This is a genomic window from Nostocoides sp. F2B08 (assembly GCF_009184895.1).
Classification (GTDB): Bacteria; Actinomycetota; Actinomycetes; order Actinomycetales; family Dermatophilaceae; genus F2B08.
In genome coordinates, this window is record NZ_WESE01000001.1 from 726,206 (window position 1) to 744,711 (window position 18,506).

At 70.2% G+C, this 18,506-nt stretch carries 21 protein-coding genes; 8 read left to right on the plus strand and 13 right to left on the minus strand.

Annotated features, from left to right (window positions below; all coding sequences use genetic code 11):
* Position 1 precedes the first annotated feature (1 nt).
* From GA707_RS03375 to GA707_RS03395, 5 genes are read right to left on the minus strand one after another with little or no spacing between them, the layout of a single operon-like run.
* The gene (locus tag GA707_RS03375; RefSeq protein ID WP_152176957.1) at positions 2-262 is read right to left on the minus strand and encodes a transporter; all 261 of its coding nucleotides are present in this window, start codon (positions 260-262) and stop codon (positions 2-4) included.
* Positions 259-615, minus strand: a complete 357-nt coding sequence (locus tag GA707_RS03380; protein WP_152176958.1) for a Na+/H+ antiporter subunit E — start codon at positions 613-615, stop codon at positions 259-261. Before GA707_RS03380 ends, GA707_RS03375 begins: the two co-directional genes overlap by 4 nt.
* The gene (locus GA707_RS03385) at positions 612-2,138 is read right to left on the minus strand and encodes a proton-conducting transporter membrane subunit (protein WP_152176959.1); all 1,527 of its coding nucleotides are present in this window, start codon (positions 2,136-2,138) and stop codon (positions 612-614) included. Before GA707_RS03385 ends, GA707_RS03380 begins: the two co-directional genes overlap by 4 nt.
* Positions 2,135-2,467 (minus strand): sodium:proton antiporter, encoded by a 333-nt coding sequence (locus GA707_RS03390; protein ID WP_152176960.1) that lies wholly within the window; start codon positions 2,465-2,467, stop codon positions 2,135-2,137. Before GA707_RS03390 ends, GA707_RS03385 begins: the two co-directional genes overlap by 4 nt.
* Complete coding sequence (locus GA707_RS03395) at positions 2,464-5,325, minus strand: DUF4040 family protein (protein WP_152176961.1); 2,862 nt, start codon at positions 5,323-5,325, stop codon at positions 2,464-2,466. The genes GA707_RS03390 and GA707_RS03395 overlap by 4 nt, the downstream gene beginning before the upstream one ends.
* Before the next feature lie 110 nt (positions 5,326-5,435).
* Here GA707_RS03395 and GA707_RS20695 point away from each other — a divergent pair, with 110 nt between their 5' ends.
* From GA707_RS20695 to GA707_RS03405, 3 genes are read left to right on the plus strand one after another with little or no spacing between them, the layout of a single operon-like run.
* Positions 5,436-5,585 carry a hypothetical protein gene (locus GA707_RS20695; protein ID WP_193315137.1) on the plus strand — a complete coding sequence of 50 codons (150 nt, stop codon included), beginning with the start codon at positions 5,436-5,438 and terminating at the stop codon, positions 5,583-5,585.
* A gap of 17 nt (positions 5,586-5,602) precedes the next feature.
* A complete protein-coding gene (locus GA707_RS03400) occupies positions 5,603-6,010 on the plus strand; it encodes a phage holin family protein (protein WP_152176962.1) in 408 nt (135 codons plus the stop codon).
* Entirely contained in the window at positions 6,007-6,954 is a 948-nt protein-coding gene (locus GA707_RS03405) for an alpha/beta fold hydrolase (RefSeq protein WP_226963492.1), read from the plus strand. Before GA707_RS03400 ends, GA707_RS03405 begins: the two co-directional genes overlap by 4 nt.
* A 19-nt stretch (positions 6,955-6,973) precedes the next feature.
* Here the strand turns inward: GA707_RS03405 and GA707_RS03410 are convergent, their stop codons facing one another.
* Positions 6,974-7,651 (minus strand): CoA pyrophosphatase, encoded by a 678-nt coding sequence (locus tag GA707_RS03410; RefSeq protein WP_370459982.1) that lies wholly within the window; start codon positions 7,649-7,651, stop codon positions 6,974-6,976.
* Positions 7,644-8,321, minus strand: a complete 678-nt coding sequence (nth, locus tag GA707_RS03415) for an endonuclease III (RefSeq protein WP_193315156.1) — start codon at positions 8,319-8,321, stop codon at positions 7,644-7,646. Before nth ends, GA707_RS03410 begins: the two co-directional genes overlap by 8 nt.
* A gap of 133 nt (positions 8,322-8,454) precedes the next feature.
* On the opposite strand from nth, the gene GA707_RS03420 reads away from it, so the two are divergent.
* Positions 8,455-9,132: a Crp/Fnr family transcriptional regulator gene (locus tag GA707_RS03420; RefSeq protein ID WP_152176964.1), complete on the plus strand. Its 678-nt coding sequence runs from the start codon at positions 8,455-8,457 to the stop codon at positions 9,130-9,132.
* 24 nt (positions 9,133-9,156) lie between these two features.
* Here the strand turns inward: GA707_RS03420 and GA707_RS03425 are convergent, their stop codons facing one another.
* The 4 genes from GA707_RS03425 to GA707_RS03440 are packed head-to-tail and all read right to left on the minus strand — an operon-like array spanning position 9,157 to position 11,492.
* Complete coding sequence (locus GA707_RS03425; RefSeq protein ID WP_193315138.1) at positions 9,157-9,969, minus strand: MBL fold metallo-hydrolase; 813 nt, start codon at positions 9,967-9,969, stop codon at positions 9,157-9,159.
* Positions 9,966-10,847 (minus strand): NUDIX hydrolase, encoded by an 882-nt coding sequence (locus tag GA707_RS03430; protein WP_152176965.1) that lies wholly within the window; start codon positions 10,845-10,847, stop codon positions 9,966-9,968. Before GA707_RS03430 ends, GA707_RS03425 begins: the two co-directional genes overlap by 4 nt.
* A gap of 13 nt (positions 10,848-10,860) precedes the next feature.
* Entirely contained in the window at positions 10,861-11,331 is a 471-nt protein-coding gene (locus GA707_RS03435; protein ID WP_152176966.1) for a RidA family protein, read from the minus strand.
* Positions 11,328-11,492, minus strand: a complete 165-nt coding sequence (locus GA707_RS03440; RefSeq protein WP_152176967.1) for a DUF4177 domain-containing protein — start codon at positions 11,490-11,492, stop codon at positions 11,328-11,330. The genes GA707_RS03435 and GA707_RS03440 overlap by 4 nt, the downstream gene beginning before the upstream one ends.
* 123 nt (positions 11,493-11,615) lie before the next feature.
* Here GA707_RS03440 and GA707_RS03445 point away from each other — a divergent pair, with 123 nt between their 5' ends.
* Positions 11,616-12,638: an ArsA-related P-loop ATPase gene (locus GA707_RS03445; RefSeq protein WP_152176968.1), complete on the plus strand. Its 1,023-nt coding sequence runs from the start codon at positions 11,616-11,618 to the stop codon at positions 12,636-12,638.
* Positions 12,638-13,876 (plus strand): ArsA family ATPase, encoded by a 1,239-nt coding sequence (locus GA707_RS03450; RefSeq protein ID WP_152176969.1) that lies wholly within the window; start codon positions 12,638-12,640, stop codon positions 13,874-13,876. Before GA707_RS03445 ends, GA707_RS03450 begins: the two co-directional genes overlap by 1 nt.
* 1 nt (position 13,877) lies before the next feature.
* On the opposite strand, the gene GA707_RS03455 is transcribed toward GA707_RS03450, so the two are convergent.
* Positions 13,878-14,228, minus strand: a complete 351-nt coding sequence (locus tag GA707_RS03455) for a WhiB family transcriptional regulator (protein WP_152176970.1) — start codon at positions 14,226-14,228, stop codon at positions 13,878-13,880.
* Between the two features lie 174 nt (positions 14,229-14,402).
* Between GA707_RS03455 and GA707_RS03460 the strand changes: the two genes are divergently transcribed.
* Complete coding sequence (locus GA707_RS03460) at positions 14,403-16,835, plus strand: penicillin-binding protein (RefSeq protein ID WP_152176971.1); 2,433 nt, start codon at positions 14,403-14,405, stop codon at positions 16,833-16,835.
* Positions 16,836-16,874: 39 nt separating this feature from the next.
* Here GA707_RS03460 and GA707_RS03465 read toward each other — a convergent pair whose 3' ends face one another.
* Complete coding sequence (locus GA707_RS03465; RefSeq protein ID WP_152176972.1) at positions 16,875-17,339, minus strand: GatB/YqeY domain-containing protein; 465 nt, start codon at positions 17,337-17,339, stop codon at positions 16,875-16,877.
* Positions 17,340-17,423: 84 nt separating this feature from the next.
* Between GA707_RS03465 and GA707_RS03470 the strand changes: the two genes are divergently transcribed.
* Positions 17,424-18,437, plus strand: a complete 1,014-nt coding sequence (locus GA707_RS03470; RefSeq protein WP_152176973.1) for a metallophosphoesterase — start codon at positions 17,424-17,426, stop codon at positions 18,435-18,437.
* Positions 18,438-18,506 lie beyond the last annotated feature (69 nt).

The following is an 18,506-nucleotide window of genomic DNA, read 5'->3' on the forward strand; positions in this document are numbered from 1 at the left end:
CTCAGCGCCTTCCTCTCGTGAGCATCTGGCCCAGCGCGAGAGTCGCGAGGATGCCGAGCAGGCTGGCGATCACCGCGACGTCGAAGACCACGGCCGAGTTCGCGATCGCGGCTACGAGGATGAACACCGCAATCGCGGAGAAGAACAACAAATCGCCGATGACGGCACGACTGGCATCCGAGTTCGCCCGGACGGTGGCGATGACGCCCAGAACTGCTGAGACGCCGATGATGGCGATGGCGATGCCGAATGCGACGGTCATGAGCGGTCCCACTCCCTGCCCCGGGTGGCCTTGAGCAGCCGCTCCTCCATCGCCTGGAGCTCCGCGACAGCGCCCTCGTGGGTGTGTGCATACAGGAAGTGCACGAACAGCGACTTCGGGGTCCCGTCGGCCGGATCGTAGACACCCAGCGTCAGCGTCCCCGGCGTGATGGTGATGGAGCTCTCGATCGACGCGACCTCGAGCCGGCTCGACGCTCGCAAGGGGAACTCGATGATCGACGGCGAGATCTCGAGACCGGGCGTGAGCACGTCACGTCCGAGCCGGACCGACTGACGCAGCACCTCGAGAGCGAGCCACACGACGTATCGCAGTGTGTACCAGAGCCTGATCACGGGAACACCGCCTCGATGTAGGCGGTCGGGTCGAGGATGCCGGCGATCGCCTCACCCGCGATGTCGAACAGCGGCCCGGCCGCGAGGAACATCGCCAGCGACAGGCCCAGCATGGTGGCCGCCGGGACGAGGTCGCCGCGTGGGATGCGCACCCACTCCGGCAGGTGCACGGGACGATTGGGATCACCTTCGTGGATGAGGGGGTCGGCTGGCCGGTAGAGCTCCATCGGCGGTCCCCAGAACACCTCGCGCCAGAGATGCTGGAGCGCGAGAAGGGAGATGATGCTCGCGCCGATGATGACGGCGATGACGACCGTGGCGACCACCGCGTCGGACTGGGTGGCCGCCATCACCAGCGAGACCTTGCCCCAGAACCCGGACGAGGGCGGGAACCCGACGAGGGAGAGCAGGGCCAGGCCGAAGATCCATGCCAGGCCCCGCTCCCGGCGGAGCAGGTTCGCCAGCCGGGTCAGGTTGCCCGAACCGTAGGTCCGCTCGATCGCGCCCGAGGCGAGGATGAGCGCACCCACCGTCAGGATGTGATGGACCATGTAGAAAAGCCCCGCTGCGAGAGCGGCCGCCGTCGAGAGGGCGACGCCGAGCAGGATGTAGCCGACACCGGCCACCATCTGGAAGGCGAGCACCCGCCGGATGGTGTCGCCACCGAAGGAGGCCCACGACCCCACCAGGATGCTTGCGAGCGCAATGGTGAGCAGGATCGGCAGGTAGGTCGACGTGGCGTCATAGACGACCGTGTAGATGCGGTAGATCGCGTACAGCGCGACCTTGGAGTGCAGCCCCGCGAAGAGGGCCATGATCGCCGCCGAGGTGCCCGGGTAGGCGCGGGGAAGCCACCCGTGCACCGGCACTGCAGCCGCTTTGATGAGCAGCGCGAGGAGGATGACGCTCGCCCCGAGCGCGACGCGCGGGTCCTCCCCCGCGACCCCCGCCAGGGCGGCTGTGTTGACCGCCCCGGCCGCCGCATACAGCAGGCCGATCCCGATCAGGAAGATCGCCGATGTCACGAGGTTGACGGTCAGGAAGAGGCGACCGACCCCGAGGCGGCGCCACGTCCCGGTCATGGCGAGCAGCGCATACGACGGGAGAAGCATGACCTCGACGAAGACGAAGAGGTTGAACAGGTCACCGGTCAGCAGGGCGCCGTTCACGCCGCCGGTGAGGATCAGGGCCAACGGGGTGAAGTATGGAAGCGAGCTCTCCCCGGTGCGCATCGCGAAGGTCAGGACGACGGCGGTCGTCAGCCCGGTGACTGTGAGCATGACGGCCGTCAGGGTGTCCGAGACGAACGGGATCGCGATCCCGGGCACGAAGCCACCGACCTGTGCCACGGCGACGGGCATGTCGGTCAGGTGAAGGCTCAGCAGCCAGACGCCTCCAATACCGGTCAGCACGGGGCCCAGGAGCAGCAGGCTACGGTGCAGGAGCCGCCCCGGGACGAGCGACGCAACCCCCGCCGCGACGAGCGGCAGGGCGACGAAGAGCGGGAGGTAGGGAGCGTTCACCGGTCGTGCTCCTCCCCCGTCTCGGGAATGCGATGGGTGTTGTCGTTGCGCCCGATGACCGCCATCGCGAGGAGGAACACCGTCAGCGCCAGGGTGATGACGATGGCCGTCAGGACGAAGGCCTGCGGCAGGGGGTCGGCGGCGATCGAGGCGGTCATCTCGTCGCCGATCGGCTCGTCCCGGTAGACGGGCACCCCCGCGGTGAGGATGAACAGGTTGACCGCATGGCTGAGCACGCCGACGCCGAACGCGATCCGGATCAGGCTCCGGTGCATGAGCAGATAGGTCCCGCCGGCAACGAGGACACCGATGGTGAGCGCGATGATCATCGGCGCGCCACCTCCTCGTCGGTCGCCGCCGCGGAGTCCGGCTCCTGCCCCTCGTCGCTCGGGGTGCCGAGGACGTTGAACGCAACCATGACGAGTCCGAGGACGGCCGTGTAGACACCGACGTCGAAGAGCATCGAGCTGTAGAGGCCGATCGGGCCGAGGTAGCCGTACAGGGGCTCGAGGAACTGCCCCGAGGTGTACCCGAGGAAGCCTGCGGCCAGGGCGGTGAGCACGCCGCCGGCGATGAGGAAGACAGGGGTGCGCGGACGTGAGACGGGTGCGTCGGCGGTCTTGGCCATGTAGACGTAGGCGACGGCGCAGGCCGCCACGAGCGCGGCGATGAAGCCACCACCCGGCGCGTTGTGGCCCCGCCAGAACAGGACGGCCGAGATGCCGATCAGGACGGGGACGAGCGGCTTCTGGAGCAGGCGCAGTGCCTCGGTGTTGGCGCGGGTGTCCTCGAGAGCCTGGTATGCGCGGGTGCCCTTCGCATCGAGCTCCACCACGGGCGGTGGCACGTAGGTGGCCGGGGACTCCGGGGACGGGTCGGGTCTCGGGTCGAGGAACCTGCGGGGGATGGTCGCCAGCACGGCCATGATCGCTATGCCGGCCATCCCGAGCACGACGAGCTCGCCGAAGGTGTCGAGCGCCCGGAACTCGACGAGGATCACGTTGACGATGTTGTCGCCGCCGGTCACCTCTGGGGCGTTCTCCACGTAGTAGTCCGCCACCGCGGAGCGCTCGCGGCGGCCGATCAGGGTGAACGACGCGAGCGCGGCGGCGACCCCGGCTCCCACCGCGATCACGGCGTTGCGGCGGTTCTTCGGGTGGATGCCGTCGCTGAACTCGAGCGGCAGCTTGCGCAGGACGAGCATGATGACGATGACCGTGAGGACCTCGACGAGGAGCTGGGTGAGACCCACGTCGGCGGCTCCGAGGGTGAAGATCTGAACCGTCATGGCGATGCCGATCCCACCGAGAAGAACAGCCCCGCCGATGCGGGAGCGCGTGCGGCACAGGGCGAGGGTGCCGACGACGGCGATGACGAGGATGCCGAGATCCACCGGCCGGTTCAGTCCGGACTGCAGTGGGGCGACCTCGTCGACGAGCCAGAGGCCCAGCGATCCGACGCCGATGAGGACGGCGAGCGAGACCAGCATGGGTCCGAGATGACGGGACGGGTAGTCCGCGCGGACCAGGTCCACCAGCCGCATACCCTGCCGGTCCAGCCAGCGGTTGACGGTCGCAAGGACCGCGGCTCCGTCCTTGGGGAAGGTGGGGTGCTCGACGATCGGGCGGAGGCGGGCCCGGCGCAGGATGATCGCCGTTCCCGCGACGAACACACCGAGGGTGACGACGAGCTCGACGGTCACCCCGTGCCAGAGATAGAAGGAGACCGAGCCCTCGTAGTCTGGCCACACGGCTCGCACCGCGGCCAGCACCGGACCTTCGAACACCGATACCACGAAGGCCAGCGGGAGTCCGATGACGATCGGGAGGGCGGCGGGGGCGATGGTCAGCCACGACCCTTCCTGGACGGAGGGTGCCGGCTCGTCGCCGTCGATGAAGGCGCCGAAGAGGATCTTGCCGCTGTAGGCGAATGTGAGCACCGCTCCGAAGGCCGCGACGCCCAGAGCGAGCCCCGGCACGAACGTCGGGCCGGGAGTCTCGAGGAACGCCGCGAACATCTTCTCCTTGGAGATGAACCCGAGCATCGGCGGGATACCCGCCATCGATGCCAGTCCGATGGCGGTCGCGGCGAAGGTCCAGGGCATCGCATGCCGCAACGCCGGCAAGCGGTCGATCATGCGGGTTCCGGCCTGGTGGTCGACGATGCCCATGAGCATGAAGAGGCCCGACTTGAAACCCGCGTGGGCGATCGTGTGGATCACCGCGGCCGCCATGGCGAACTCGGTGCCGACGCCGATGGTGGCCGTGATCAGGCCGAGCTGGCTCACCGTGGAGTAGGCCATCAGCTTCTTCAGGTCCGTCTGCTGAAGGGCGAACCACGCGCCGAGACAGGTCGTGAACAGACCGACTCCCACGAGCAGGATCGTCCAGATCGGCACCCCGTGGAAGATCGCGGTGAACCGCATGAGGAGGTAGATGCCCGCCTTGACCACGGCGGCCGCGTGCAGGTACGCACTCACGGGGGTGGACGCCGCCATGGCGTCCGGCAGCCAAATGTGGAACGGGAACTGGGCTGCCTTGGAGAACCCGGCGACCGCGACCAGCACCGCGACGACCGCGGTGAACGCCGGATCGCTCTGCCACACGTCCGAGGCCATCGCCGAGGAGAAGTCGGTCGTGCCCGTCCGTGCGATGGTCAACCCGACCGCGGCGAGCAGGGTCAGGCCGCCGACGAAGGTCATGAGCATCGTGCGCATGGAGGCCGGCTCACCGGCCTGACCGCTGCGCGCGATCAGGAGGAACGACGCCAGGGAGGTGAGCTCCCACGTGAGGAACATCAGCACGAGGTCGTCGCTCAGGACGAACGCCACCATGCTGAAGGTGAACCCCGACATGATCAGGTAGAAGCCGCGCTGGGTGCCGCTCTGGAAGTACGTCGGCGAGTACAGGAAGACGAGCGCCCCGATCACGAGCGCCAGCGCGATGAACACGAGGGACAGCCCGTCGAGCCGCAGGCCGAGCTCGAGGCCGAGGCTCGGCACCCATGGCGCGGAGAACGTGACAGGCGTCCCGCCGACGACGTCACGAGCGGTCGGGACCAACGCGGCGGCGATCAGCAGGAAGACGACACCGAGCGGATAGCCGGTCCGGCGCCCGATCCGACCCGTCAGGGGCAGGCTGATCAGCGGCACGAGCGCGAGCGCGGCCAGCAGCCAGACGAGTATCACGAGTCGGTGTTCGCTTCCGAGGTCGGGTACGCGGGCGGTCGGTCTGCGCGCACCCGGGAGCGGGCGCAGTGTCGGTGGACGTGTCGGTGGAGCTGTCGGTGGACCGGTCGATGGGTGGCACAGTCTACCGATCGCGCGAGGACCCCTTCGACCTGCCCGATCGGCATCCGCCGTTCATCGCGTGGCACACGCAGCCGGACCGGACCCGCGATAAGGTCGACGAGTCCGACGGCCGGGGCGCGCAACCGGCCAACGTCTGAAGATCTGCGAGGAATCGATGAGCCGCCACGAGGACCTGCGGGAGAACGAGCGGACGATCGGCCAGCTCGTCGCTGACGCCAGCCACGACATCCAGGGCATCATCAAGTCCGAGGTCGCCCTCGCCAAGGCCGAGGTCTCCGAGGGCGCCAAGGTCATGGGCAAGGGCGTCGGTCTGCTCGTCGGCGCCGGTGTGCTCGCGGTGTTCGGACTCACCTTCCTGTTCCACACGCTGGCCCGCGTGATCGGAGTGTGGCTCCCGGTGTGGGCCGGCTACCTCATCGTCACCGTCATCCTCTTCATCGTCGCGGCCGCGCTCGCCATGCTCGGTAGGAACGCCCTGAACACCGCGAAGCCGAGGCCCGAGAAGGCGATCGCCCAGGCGCAGCTGACCGTCGATGCGGTCAAGGACGCCACCGGTTCGTGACGGCTGAGCCTGCTCTGAGCACGTCACCGGAGGGCCTCGAGGACATCCTCGTCCGCGGCCCGTGGACCCATCGCTTCGTCGCCGCGCACGGCTCGCGGTTCCACCTCGCCGAACAGGGTGAGGGACCCCTGGTGCTGTTCCTGCACGGGTTCCCCCAGTTCTGGTGGATGTGGCGGCACCAGCTCGAGACGATCGGCGCCGCCGGCTACCGCGTCGCGGCGTTGGACCTGCGCGGCTTCGGCGCCTCCGACAAGCCGCCGAAGGGACACGACACGTGGACCGCGAGCGCCGACACCGCCGCTGTCGTGCGATCGCTCGGCGAGGAGTCCGCCGTGATCGTCGGGCACGGTCTGGGCGGCTGGATCGCCTGGGCCACCGCATACCTCCATCCGCGCGTCTGCCGCGCTCTGGCGACGATCTCGATGCCGCACCCACGGGTCATGCGCCGCGCCCTGCTGAGCAACCCGCAGCAGGTGGTCGCCGGCCGCTTCCTCGCGGGTATGCAGACCCCGGTCGTCCCCGAGCGCGGCATGGTCCGCGGCGGCTATGTCGAGGAGCGGCTGCGCTCGGGTTCCGGCTCGGGGGCGGCTCGTCCGGAGCCGTTCCCATCCGAGGAGGAGGTCCGTCGGTACACCGTCGCGCTCGCTCAGCCGTTCGTCGCCGACTGCGCGGCCGAGCACTACCGCTGGCTGGTCCGGGCCCAGCTGCGCGCCAGCGGCCGCCGGCTCGCGGCGGCGATGGCCACCCCGCTCCCCCTCGACGTCCTCGCGATCCACGGGGGCGAGGACCCGGTCGTGCTGCCCGCCCTCATGCCGCGCAGCGCCCGGTACGTCGGGGGCACGTTCTCGGCGCACACCCTCGCGGGCGTCGGCCACTTCGTACCGGAGGAGGCTCCGGACGCGACCTCGCGCCTCCTGCTGGCCTGGCTCGACGCCCTCGGGTGACGCACCGGGTCGCGAACGGTCAGGTCTGACCGCGCATCCACGCACTGATGATGTGCTCGGGCAGCTCGCGCTCGGCAGTCTCGTCCCACGGCATCGTGAGGTCGGCGAGGTCGAACAGGACCGTCAGGAGCATCGCGGTGAAGCCCCATACGAACAGGCCGTGCGTCTCGAAGGCCGGTCCCCGGTAGCCGCTGGGATGGACCGCGTGGAACCGGTTGGCCGGGTCGAGCAGCTCGCTCACCGGCACCCGGACGACACGGGCGACCTCGGTCTCGTCGACGACGCCGATGGGGCCGGGTGTGGGCCACCATGCCAGAACAGGAGTGACCGCGTGGCCGCTCGGTCCGAGGAACAGCGGGGGCAAGGACCCGGCGATGTCCACGGAGGCGGGCTCGACGCCCACCTCCTCCTCGGCCTCACGCAGGGCGGCGTCGACGGGACCGTCGTCGCCGTCCTCGAGCCCTCCGCCGGGAAAGGACACCTGGGCCGCGTGCGAGCGGAGGGTATGCGCGCGCTCGGTCAGCACGACATCCGCACCCCCGCGGGGGTCGGGACCGAAGAGCATCAGAACCGCTGACCGGCGCGGCGGGTCGGGCGGCGGCCGGAACATCTGGAAATAGTGCGGCGGGTCCTCGTCGACGCGCGTCAGCACCCGGGCCATCCACTCGGGCCGGTGTGGGTGGAACGCGTCAGCCACGGGAGACCTCGACGACCGGCGCCAGCTCGTACTTGAGGAGCCGCTCGGCCTTGGCCGGGTCGGTCTCGCCCGTGCCGTAGGCGGGACACAGGCGTGCCACCGGGCACGCCCCGCACGCGGGGCGCCGGGCGTGGCAGGTGCGCCGGCCGTGGAAGATCAGCACGTGCGAGAGCATCGTCCAGTCTCGCCGGGGGAACAGCGCACCGACGGCGTGCTCGATGGCGACCGGGTCCGTCTCGTCGGTCCAGCCGAACCGCTGGACCAGGCGCGCGAAGTGCGTGTCCACCGTGATGCCCGGAACGCCGAAGGCGTTGCCGAGGACGACGTTGGCGGTCTTGCGACCCACCCCGGGAAGGGTCACGAGATCCTTCAGACGGCCGGGGACCTCGCCGTCGAAGCGCTCGACGAGAGCCGCCCCGAGCTTGATGAGGGACTCGGTCTTCGCACGGAAGAACCCCGTCGGCTTGATGATCGTCTCCATCTCGGCCCGGTCGGCGGAGGCGTAGTCGGCGGCGGTGGGGTACCGGGCGAACAGCACCGGGGTGACCTTGTTGACTCCGGTGTCCGTCGTCTGCGCCGAGAGGATCGTCGCGACCAGCAGCTGCAGTGGCGTCTCGAAGTCGAGTTCGCAGTGCGCATAGGGGTATCGGTCGTGGAGCAGCCGGTACATGCGACGCGCGCGGCGGGTGCGGGCCAGCGGGGTCTCGTCGATCGTCGGCACGGGGCCACAGTAGCCCCGTCGCGACACGAGGACCGTACGAGGCACCCGCCCGGAGCACCTCCGCTCATGGCAGACTGGCCGCGTGGATCTCGATGTGGTGAGGCGGTCACCGTTGTTCGCCGCCCTGGACGACGAGGCGGCACGGACCCTGATGGGGAGCATGGTCCGGTCCCGGATGGAGCGCGGCGACGTGCTCTTCCACGAGGGGGACCAGGGAGACAAGCTCTATGTCATCGCCGAGGGCAAGATCAAGCTCGGCCGCACCTCGGCCGACGGTCGTGAGAACCTGCTGGCCATCCTCGGACCGGGCGAGATGTTCGGCGAGCTGTCGCTGTTCGATCCCGGCCCTCGCACCGCGACGGCCACAGCGATCGCGGAGACGCAGATCCTCGGCCTCTCCAACGAGCAGCTGCAGCAGTTCATCTCGGGTCGTCCCCACGTGGCCGGCACGCTCCTCGCCGCGTTGGCGCGACGGCTGCGCCGCACCAACGAGAGCATCGCCGACCTCGTGTTCACCGATGTGCCGGGCCGGGTGGCGAAGGCGCTGCTCGACCTGTCGCGTCGCTTCGGTCGCCCGGTGGACAACGGAGTCATGGTCGCCCACGACCTGACCCAGGAGGAGCTGGCCCAGCTCGTCGGCGCCTCGCGCGAGACGGTAAACAAGGCCCTCGCGGACTTCGCCTCTCGCGGCTGGCTCAAGTTGGAGGCCCGCGCGGTCCTGCTCCAGGACGTCGAGCGCCTGCAGCGCCGCGCGCGCTGACGGCGGACCCCGCCGCCCAGGTCGTCAGCGGGCCAGGTAGTCCAGCTGCGCCCGGATACTGAGCCGCGCCGCCGGCCACACCGCCTCGGGCACCTCGGCATAGACCCGTCGCAGGACTCCTTCGACGGGGTCGTCCTCGTCGGCCGCCCCGTCCGCGAGGGCCGCGCGGACCTGCTCGAGCCGCTCCGCCCGGTGGACCCGGTAGTAGTCGACCATGGCGCTCGCGTCCGGAACCACCGGACCATGTCCGGGGAGGATCGTGGCCACCTCTCCACCACCCGTGAGGGTGCGGATCCGCTCGAGCGAGGCGAGGTATGCGGCCAGCTCCCCATCGGGGTGGGCCACCACTGTGGTGCCCCGACCCAGCACCATGTCGCCGGTGAGCAGGGCATGGTCGGCCGCGAGGGCGAACGAGACCGAGTCCGAGGTGTGCCCGGGCGTCGCGACGACCCGCAGCTCGACTCCGTCGGTGCGGACCACCGAGCCGTCGGCGAGGTCGTCGTGACCTCGCCCCACGGCCCGCAGCCGGGAGCCGGTGAGCTCGGCGAACCGAGGGCCGGCCTCGCTGTGGTCGAGGTGGCCGTGGGTGAGGATCGTCTCGGCGACCCTGGCGCCACGCTCCGTGACCAGCCCGTGCACCCGCGCGAGGTGGTCCTCGTCGAGCGGTCCGGGGTCGATGACGATCGCCTCGGTCGCCCCCTCCCCGAGGACCACCCACGTGTTCGTCCCGTCCAGCGTCATCGGCCCGGGGTTGGGTGCCAGCACGCAGTACGCGTGGGTCGTGACCTGCCCACCCGCCCAGTCGGCGGTGGTCGAGACGGGAGGAAGGGCGCTCACCGGTCCCCCGAGCGGTCCCCGGTGGGCTCGCCGGAGGGCGCCGGCAGCGGGGTGCGGAGCACGAGGCCGTCGGGTAGCGGGACGAGTTCGGGCATCACTCGGATGACGTCCGCGGCGTCGGTGACCACCTCGGTGACGGACCCCGCGACCGCGAGATCCTCGAGCGCGACCCGCGTGGGGGGCAGCATCATCACCTCGCCCCGGTCCAGCGCCGCCACCGTGGCCGCCGGGTCGGCCCAGTCGGCGTGGTCCGCCTCACTCGTCTGCGCATCCGGCACCTGCCCCTCCGGCACCGCCGCCGCGAAGAACCGCGTGTCGTAGCGCCGCGGCTCGAAGACGGGGGTCACCCAGTGGGCGCGGTACGCGAGGAGGTCGCTGCGCAGGACGAGGTCCTCGTCGCTGAGCACCTCGGCGAGCGAGATCTCGTGCCGCGTCAACGCCATCCGCCTCTCGTGCCACACCGCCGAGCTGACGTCGGCGACGACCGAGTGCTCGTCCGGCCCGGCAAGCAGGACGCCGCACTCCTCGAAGAGCTCCCGCACGGCCGCCGTCACGAGCTCACGTGCCTCGTCCTCACCGACACCGAGGATCTCGGCCCACTGCCGCGGCGAGCGCCCGGCCCACCGCACGTCGGTTCGCGCGTCGCGCGGGTCGACGCGCCCACCCGGGAAGACGAGCATCGACGGCGCGAACTCCATCGAGGCCACCCGCCGTTGGAGGAACACCTCGAGCGCGGACGACTCCCCTCCTCGCGCATCGGCGCGCACGAGCATCACGGTCGAGGCGAGTGCCACCGCGGCCGGCTCGAGCTCACCGCGCTCCCACCGCGCCGCCTGCTCGGTCAGCCACCTGCTGCCCGAGACGGGGAAGTCACGCACCGATCCGGCCCTGTCAGCGGACTGCGACCGTGATCTCGACCTCGACCGGGGCGTCGAGAGGCAGTGATGCGACGCCCACCGCCGACCGAGCGTGCACCCCGGCGTCGCCGAAGGCCGCACCGAGGAGCTCCGACGCGCCGTTGACGACCCCTGGCTGTCCCGTGAAGGCGGGGTCGCTCGCAACGAACCCGACGACCTTGACGACGCGCGAGACCGAGTCGAGGTCGCCGATGACGGACTTGACCGCGGCGACGGCGTTGAGCGCACAGATCGCCGCGAGCTCCTTTGCCTGCTCGGGCGTCACCAACCCATCGCCGTCCCCGACCTTGCCGGTCGCGACGAGCGAGCCCTGGACCATCGGCAGCTGCCCGGAGGTGAACACGAGATCGCCGTCGCGCACCGCGGGCACGTAGGCGGCGACCGGCGCCGCGACGTCGGGAACGCTCAGCCCGAGCTCGGCGAGACGGTCCTCCACCGCGCTCATGCGAGCGGCCTCTTCAGGTAGGCGACGAGGCCGCCGCTGTCCGGGTTGACGAGCACCTGCACGAGCTCCCAGCCGTCCTCGCCCCACTGGTCGAGGATCTGCTTGGTCGCGTGGACGATGAGCGGCACCGTGGCGTACTCCCACTTCGTTGTCTCAGCCATGGCGCTCACCCTATCCCCGGCCCTGCGGCCGGACCTCGCGAGAAGAGCCTCCGACGTGGGATCGGCCACGTTCGCCGCCCGGGGTGCGAGAGGCGCCCGCGCGCAGTGCATACATTGACAGGCATGGCTGATCCAGGATCCGCGGGGCGTTTCGCCTCGACCCGGCTGCACATCGTCAGCGGCAAGGGCGGCACGGGCAAGACCACGGTCGCGGCCGCGCTCGCCGTCGCCCTCGCACGCCAGGGCAAGCGCGTGCTCATCGCCGAGGTCGAGGGCCGCCAGGGCATCTCCCAGACCTTCAACGTGCCGCCGCTGTCCGGCGCCGAGGAGCGCATCTTCGCGGACCGTAGCGGAGGAGAGGTCTACGGCCTGTCCGTCGATGCCAAGAAGTCACTCCTGGAGTACCTCCAGATGTTCTACAAGCTCGGCCGGGCCGGGTCGATCCTCGAGAAGGCCGGCGCGATCGACTTCGCGACGACCATCGCGCCCGGGGTCCGCGACGTGCTGCTCATCGGCAAGATCTACGAGGCGGCCGGACGGCGCACCAAGGGCCGGCGCTCTGGGGACCTCGTCTACGACGCGATCGTCCTCGACGCACCCCCGACGGGTCGGATCGTCCGCTTCCTCGGAGTCAACCACGAGGTCGCGGGGGTCGCCCGCGTGGGCCCCATCAAGAACCAGGCCGAGTCGGTCAACCGGATGGTCCGCCACCACACGACCGCCGTGCACCTCGTCACCCTGCTGGAGGAGATGCCGGTGCAGGAGACCATCGACGCGATCGCCGACCTGCGGACCGCGGAGCTCACCGTTGGCGCCATCATCGTCAACCAGGTGCGCGATCCCCTCCTGACCGACGAAGAACTGGCCGCCATCTCCGCGGACACGGTCGCCGGGCGCGCGGAGGCCGTCGAAGCGGTGCGCACCGACCTGACCGGCGCGGGCGTCAAGGCCACCAAGGTCATGGTGCGCGGACTGTTCGCTCAGGCGCACGACCTCGCCGACCGCGTCGCCCTCCAGGCCCAGGAGGACGCCGTCCTCGCCGAGCAGGGTCTGCCGCTCGCCCATCTGCCCACCCTGCCCGGCGGCGTGGAGGACGGCGGCCTCGCCGTCCTCGCCGACGCGCTCATCGAGGAGGGAATCGTCTGATGACCCGTGACACCCATGCTCCCGAGGCCGCTCCCATCGAGATCGACCGGCTGCTCGCCGACCCCGGCACCGGCATCATCGTGTGCTGCGGCTCCGGCGGTGTCGGCAAGACCACCACCGCCGCCGCCCTCGGCGTGCGGGCGGCCGAGACCGGACGACGCGTCGTCGTCCTGACCATCGACCCGGCCCGCCGGCTCGCCCAGTCCCTCGGGTTGTCCGAGCTCGACAACACCCCCCGGCCGGTGCTCGGCATCGATACCGCGGCCGGCGGCTCGCTCGACGCGATGATGCTCGACATGAAGCGGACCTTCGACGAGGTGGTCCTCAGCCACTCCACGCCGGAGAAGGCCGAGCAGATCCTCGCGAACCCGTTCTACCAGGCACTCTCGAGCTCGTTCGCCGGCACGCAGGAGTACATGGCGATGGAGAAGCTGTCACAGCTCAGCCACGAAGCGGCCGAGCACGGCACCTGGGACCTCATCATCGTCGACACACCCCCGTCCCGCTCAGCCCTGGACTTCCTCGATGCACCCAAGCGACTCGGGTCCTTCCTCGACGGCCGGTTCATCCGCCTGCTGATGGCCCCCGCCCGAGCGGGGGGACGCGCATACCTCAAGGTCGTCACCGGGGGGATCACCCTGACGACGGCCGTCATGACGAAGCTGCTCGGCGGGCAGCTGCTCGGGGACGTCCAGACCTTCGTGGCGGCCCTCGACACCATGTTCGGCGGCTTCCGGCAACGGGCCGAAGCGACGTATGCGCTGCTCAAGGATTCGAGAACCTCATTCGTCGTCGTCGCGGCACCCGAGCGCGACGCCCTGCGCGAGGCCTCCTACTTCGTCGACCGGCTCGACCAGGAGGGGATGCCGCTCGCCGGCGTCATCGTCAACCGCGTCCAGCGCCTGGCCGCGGCCGGTCTCTCCGCTGGTCGGGCCGACGCCGCCGCCGAGGTGCTCGGCGAGGCCAGCGTCGCGGGGACCGGCTCCGCGACCGCCGGGCTCACCGAAGGACTCCTGCGGGTGCACGCCGACCTCGCCGAGACCGCCGAGCGTCACCACGCCCAGACGACGCGGTTCGTCGCCGGTCACCCCGGGATCCCGGTGACCGAGGTGCCTGCCGCGGCTCAGGACATCCACGACCTCGACGGGCTGCGGGAGATCGGCGCCGCGCTGGCCGTCGCCGAGACACCTGGCGTGACGCCCGGCCTGACACGCGACGCGGAGAGCCGAGCGGGCTGAGTCAGCCGACCTCGGCGCCGCCGCCCGCGCGCACGGCCTGGAGCAGAGCGGTCCAGTCGGCCACGTCGGGGCGGGCGCGCAGTAGCGCGCGACGCTCGCGCTCGGTCATCCCGCCCCAGACCCCGAACGGGGTCCGGTTGTCGAGCGCATCCGCAAGGCACTCGAAGACCACGGGGCAACCGCGGCAGAGCCTCTTGGCGGCCCGCTGCTCCTTGCCCTCGACGAACAGGGCGTCGGGATCCTGGCCCGCACACCTACCCTTGGTCGCCCAGTCCCGGCACCATGACGTGGCGCCCGGCCGAGCGGCTGGAAGGGCATGGGAGGGGAGACTGCGGAAGGGGACCAGGGTCATGATCTGGGCGGTCCTAAGGGGAGACGTCGACAGGGATGACTCCGTGAGTGTCCGTCCAAATCCGCGCCGTGGCAAGAGGCTCTGGACGACTGAACAATCACATTGCCATGTCAGCCGACCCGTGCTTGCGCGCGGTGCAGGGAGCTCTCAGATACACCCGTTACCCTGGAACGTATGCAGGGACGTGCTCAGAGCCTCCCCCAGGTGCTCCGGCTCCTGGGGGCTTTCGTCGTGACCGCCGCCGCCATGGGTCTCCTCCTGGCCGGCCTCGCCATGCCCGCCGTGGGCGCCTCCGGTGCCGCGGCGAACTCCAGCATCGCGGCCTTCGAGGAGCTGCCCAGCGACTTCACCGCCTCGCCGCTCTCGCAACAGTCCGTCATCCTCGACGCAGCCGGTGGCGTCATCGCCACCCCTTACGACGAGAACCGCATCATCGTGCCGCTCGACGAGATCGCGCCGATCATGCAGGACGCCGTCATCGCCATCGAGGACTCCCGCTTCTACGAGCACAACGGCCTCGACCTGCGCGGACTCTCCCGTGCGGTCGTCGCCAACATCCAGAGCGATGACGTCCAGGGAGCCTCGACGATCACCCAGCAGTACGTCAAGATCGCGCTCCAGGAGGCCGCCCTCAAGCGCGGTGACGAGGAGGCCGCTGCGGCCGCGACCCGAGTGAGTCTCGACCGCAAGGTCCAGGAGCTCAAGTACGCGATGTCCTTGGAGAACGAGCTCTCCAAGGAGCAGATCCTCGAGAACTACCTGAACCTCGTGTATTTCGGCGACCTCGCGTACGGCGTCGAAGCCGCTGCGCAGCACTACTTCTCCGTCCCGGCCAGCGAGCTCAACCTCGGTCAGGCGGCTGTCATCGCGGGCACGATCCAGAACCCCGGCACGACCGACCCGGTGAGCAACCCCGTCGCGGCCGAACGCCGGCGCAACGTCGTGCTCGACCGGATGGCCGAGCTCGGCTACGCGTCGCAGGCCGACGTCGACGCGTGGAAGGAGGTGCCGGTGGAGGAGATGATGGAGGTCAAGCCCTCGCAGAACACCTGTCAGCGCGCCTCGATGCCGTTCGTGTGTCAGTACGTCATCAACTGGCTGCTGCAGCAGCCGGCCCTCGGGGAGACGTTCGAGGAGCGCAAGAACCAGATCTACACCGGCGGCCTGACGATCCAGACGACATTCGACCCGGACGTCTACCGGAGCTCCATGCAGCACATGACCGAGCGGGTGCCGATCGGCGACCAGACGGAGGTGGGAGCCGCATCGGTGGTCGTGGAGCCGGGCACGGGCAAGATCCTCTCCCTGGCCCAGACGGCCACCTACGGCAACGACGAGGGCGAGTTCGGCGTCACCGAGGTCAACTGGAGCGTCGACCAGGCGTTCGGTGAGTCCGGCGGCTTCCAGATCGGGTCGACGGCCAAGATCTACTCCCTCGTGCGGGCCCTCGAGGAGGGCATGGGCGTCGACACCACGGTCAACGCCCGTCGCTACGACAGCAGTGAGGGCGCGACCTTCCTGCCGGAGGAGTCGGTCGACGACTGCGGCCCGAACGAGCCGATCACCGTCCGCAACTCCGAAGCCGACGCCGGCGGACGGATGAGCTTCCGCGACGCGATCGCCAAGTCGGTCAACACCGCCTTCGTCCCGCTCGTGCTGTCCAAGGTGGGGGTGTGCGACACGCAGGAGATGATGACCCGAATGGGTCTGCACCGCTCCTCCGGGGAGGAGATGAACCCGTTCCTCTCCGAGGTGACACTGGGCTCCGGTGAGGCCTCCCCGATGACCGTCGCGCTCTCCTTCGCCACCCTCGCCGCCAAGGGCACGTACTGCGAGCCCCTCCCCGTCACCACCGTGACCAACACCGCCGGCGAGACGATCTTCGAGGCCGAGCCGGTCTGTGAGCAGGTCGTCGCCCCGGAGATCGCCGCAGGTGCGAACGAGATGCTGGCCGGCGTCATGGAGAGCGGCGGCACCGGCCGCAACTTCGCCCTCGACGACGGACGGGTCTCCGCCGGCAAGACCGGAACGACCGACCGCTTCGTGCAGTCCTGGTTCGTCGGCTACACCCCCCAGCTCTCGACCGCTGTCTACGTCGGACGTCCCGACTCGAACACCCGGCCGATGCGCGACATCCGGATCGGCGGCAACTACTACGAGCGCGTGTACGGCTCGACGATCGCGGGTCCGATCTGGAAGCTGATCATGGACGACGCGAGCGAGGGTATGGACAAGGCGTCCTTCGCCAAGCCGAGCGAGGAGGTGCTGCGCGGCCAGCGGGCCGACATCCCCAACGTCGTCGGTATGGGCGTGACCCAGGCCCGCAGGACCCTGGCGCAGGCGGGCTTCGACGGCTACGTCGTACAGGTCAGTGCCCGCTCCACTCAGGGGACTGTCGTCGGCACCGACCCGCGCGGGTCAGCGCCCAAGGGCAGCTCGGTCGCCATCCTCGTCTCGTCGGGCTACACCCCGCCGCCGCAGCGCACCCGTCCGGCTCCGCAGCCCGCGCCACAGCCCGAGCCCGAGGCGCCTGCGCCCCCCGCCGAGGACAACGGCGGCCCGGGCAACGGACGCGGTGGCGGGCCGCCCGGTGGCGGCGACGACTGACCGGCGACTCGCGGGAGCGGCCGGCGCTGAGTGACCGCGTCAGCGGGCGAGCAAGGTCTCCTTGACCACGGCCGCGACGCGGCCACCATCGGCCCGTCCGGCGACCTTGCCCTGCGCGACCTTCATGACCTGACCCATCTGCTGCATGCCCGTGGCGCCTGTCTCGGCGACAGCGTCCGCCACGATCGCTCGGAGCTCGTCGTCGCCGAGCTGCGCCGGGAGGTACTCCTCGAGGATGCCGAGCTCGGCCTCTTCCCGGTCGGCCAGCTCTTCGCGACCGGCGTCGCGGTATGCGGCGGCGGCCTCCTTGCGCTTCTTGGCCTCTTTGGCGATGACCTTGAGGACCTCGTCGTCGCCGAGCTCCCGCTGCTCGGTCCCCGAGACCTCCTCGTTGGTAATCGAGGTGAGGACCATCCGGAGGGTTCCGGCGCGGACCTTCTCCTTCGCGCGCATCGCGTCGTGCAGGTCTCCTTGGACCCGGGCCTTGAGGGACTGAGTGCTCATGTGTCCAGTCTCCCACCCCCCCCACCGTCAAGCGTCGGCGCAGGGGCGAGTGGCGCATACCCCTGCTGATGCGAGACTGGGGTGATGACCTCCCTGGCTGCCATCGCGAAGGCGACCGGCGCGCTCGCCGCCATCGGTGCGGCCGGACTGACGTATGCGGGGGTCATCGAGCGCAACTGGTTCGCCCTGCGGGAGGCGCAGGTGCCCGTCCTCCCCCGCGGATCACGTCCGATCCGCATCCTCCAGGTCAGCGACCTGCACTTCGTCCCGGGTCAGGGCCGCAAGATGGCCTGGGTCAGGGACCTCGCGCGCCTTCGGCCCGATCTCGTCATCAACTCCGGGGACAACCTCAGTCACATGGAGGCGGTCCCGCCGGTGCTGCGTGCACTGGAGCCGCTGATGGAGTTCCCCGGCATGTTCGTCCTGGGGTCCAACGACGTCTACGCCCCGCACTTCAAGAACCCGGCGAAATACCTGACCCGCTCGTACGGAGCCAACCGCGAGGACCGACCGCTCCTGCCGGTCAAGGACCTCGTCGCGGCAATGTCGGCGGCCGGCTGGGCCGACCTGAACAACGCCCGCACGACGGTCGACGTCGCGGGGCTTCCCGTCGAGTTCGTGGGGGTCGATGACCCGCACATCCAGCGGGACCGCTACGAGGCGGTCGCCGGACCGGCCTCCCCAGACGCGGCCCTGACGATCGGGCTCACGCACGCGCCGTACCAACGCGTCCTCGACGCCATGGCGTCTGACGGTGCGGGCCTGATCATCGCCGGACACACCCATGGCGGCCAGATCGCCCTGCCGGTGATGGGGGCCATCGTCACGAACTGCGACCTCGACCGGCGCCGGGCCAAGGGGCTGTCGCGGTGGTGGCCGGGTGCGGGCATCCACCGCGTCGAGCGAGACCGCGCTCCCGGCCGGGACGGGATCTCGGACGAGATCCATCCCTGGGTGCGGCGCGCCTCGCACCAAGAGGAGCCGTCCGATGCCGCCTGGCTGCACGTCTCCGCCGGTCTGGGGACGAACCGGTTCGCCCCGGTCCGCTTCGCGTGCCGGCCCGAGGCATCTCTGCTCACGCTCGTCCCCCCGGAGTAGTCGGCGCGGCCGACGGCCTCGGACAGCGGGCCGGAATAGTCGGGCGCCGGGCTGCGTTCAGCACATGCC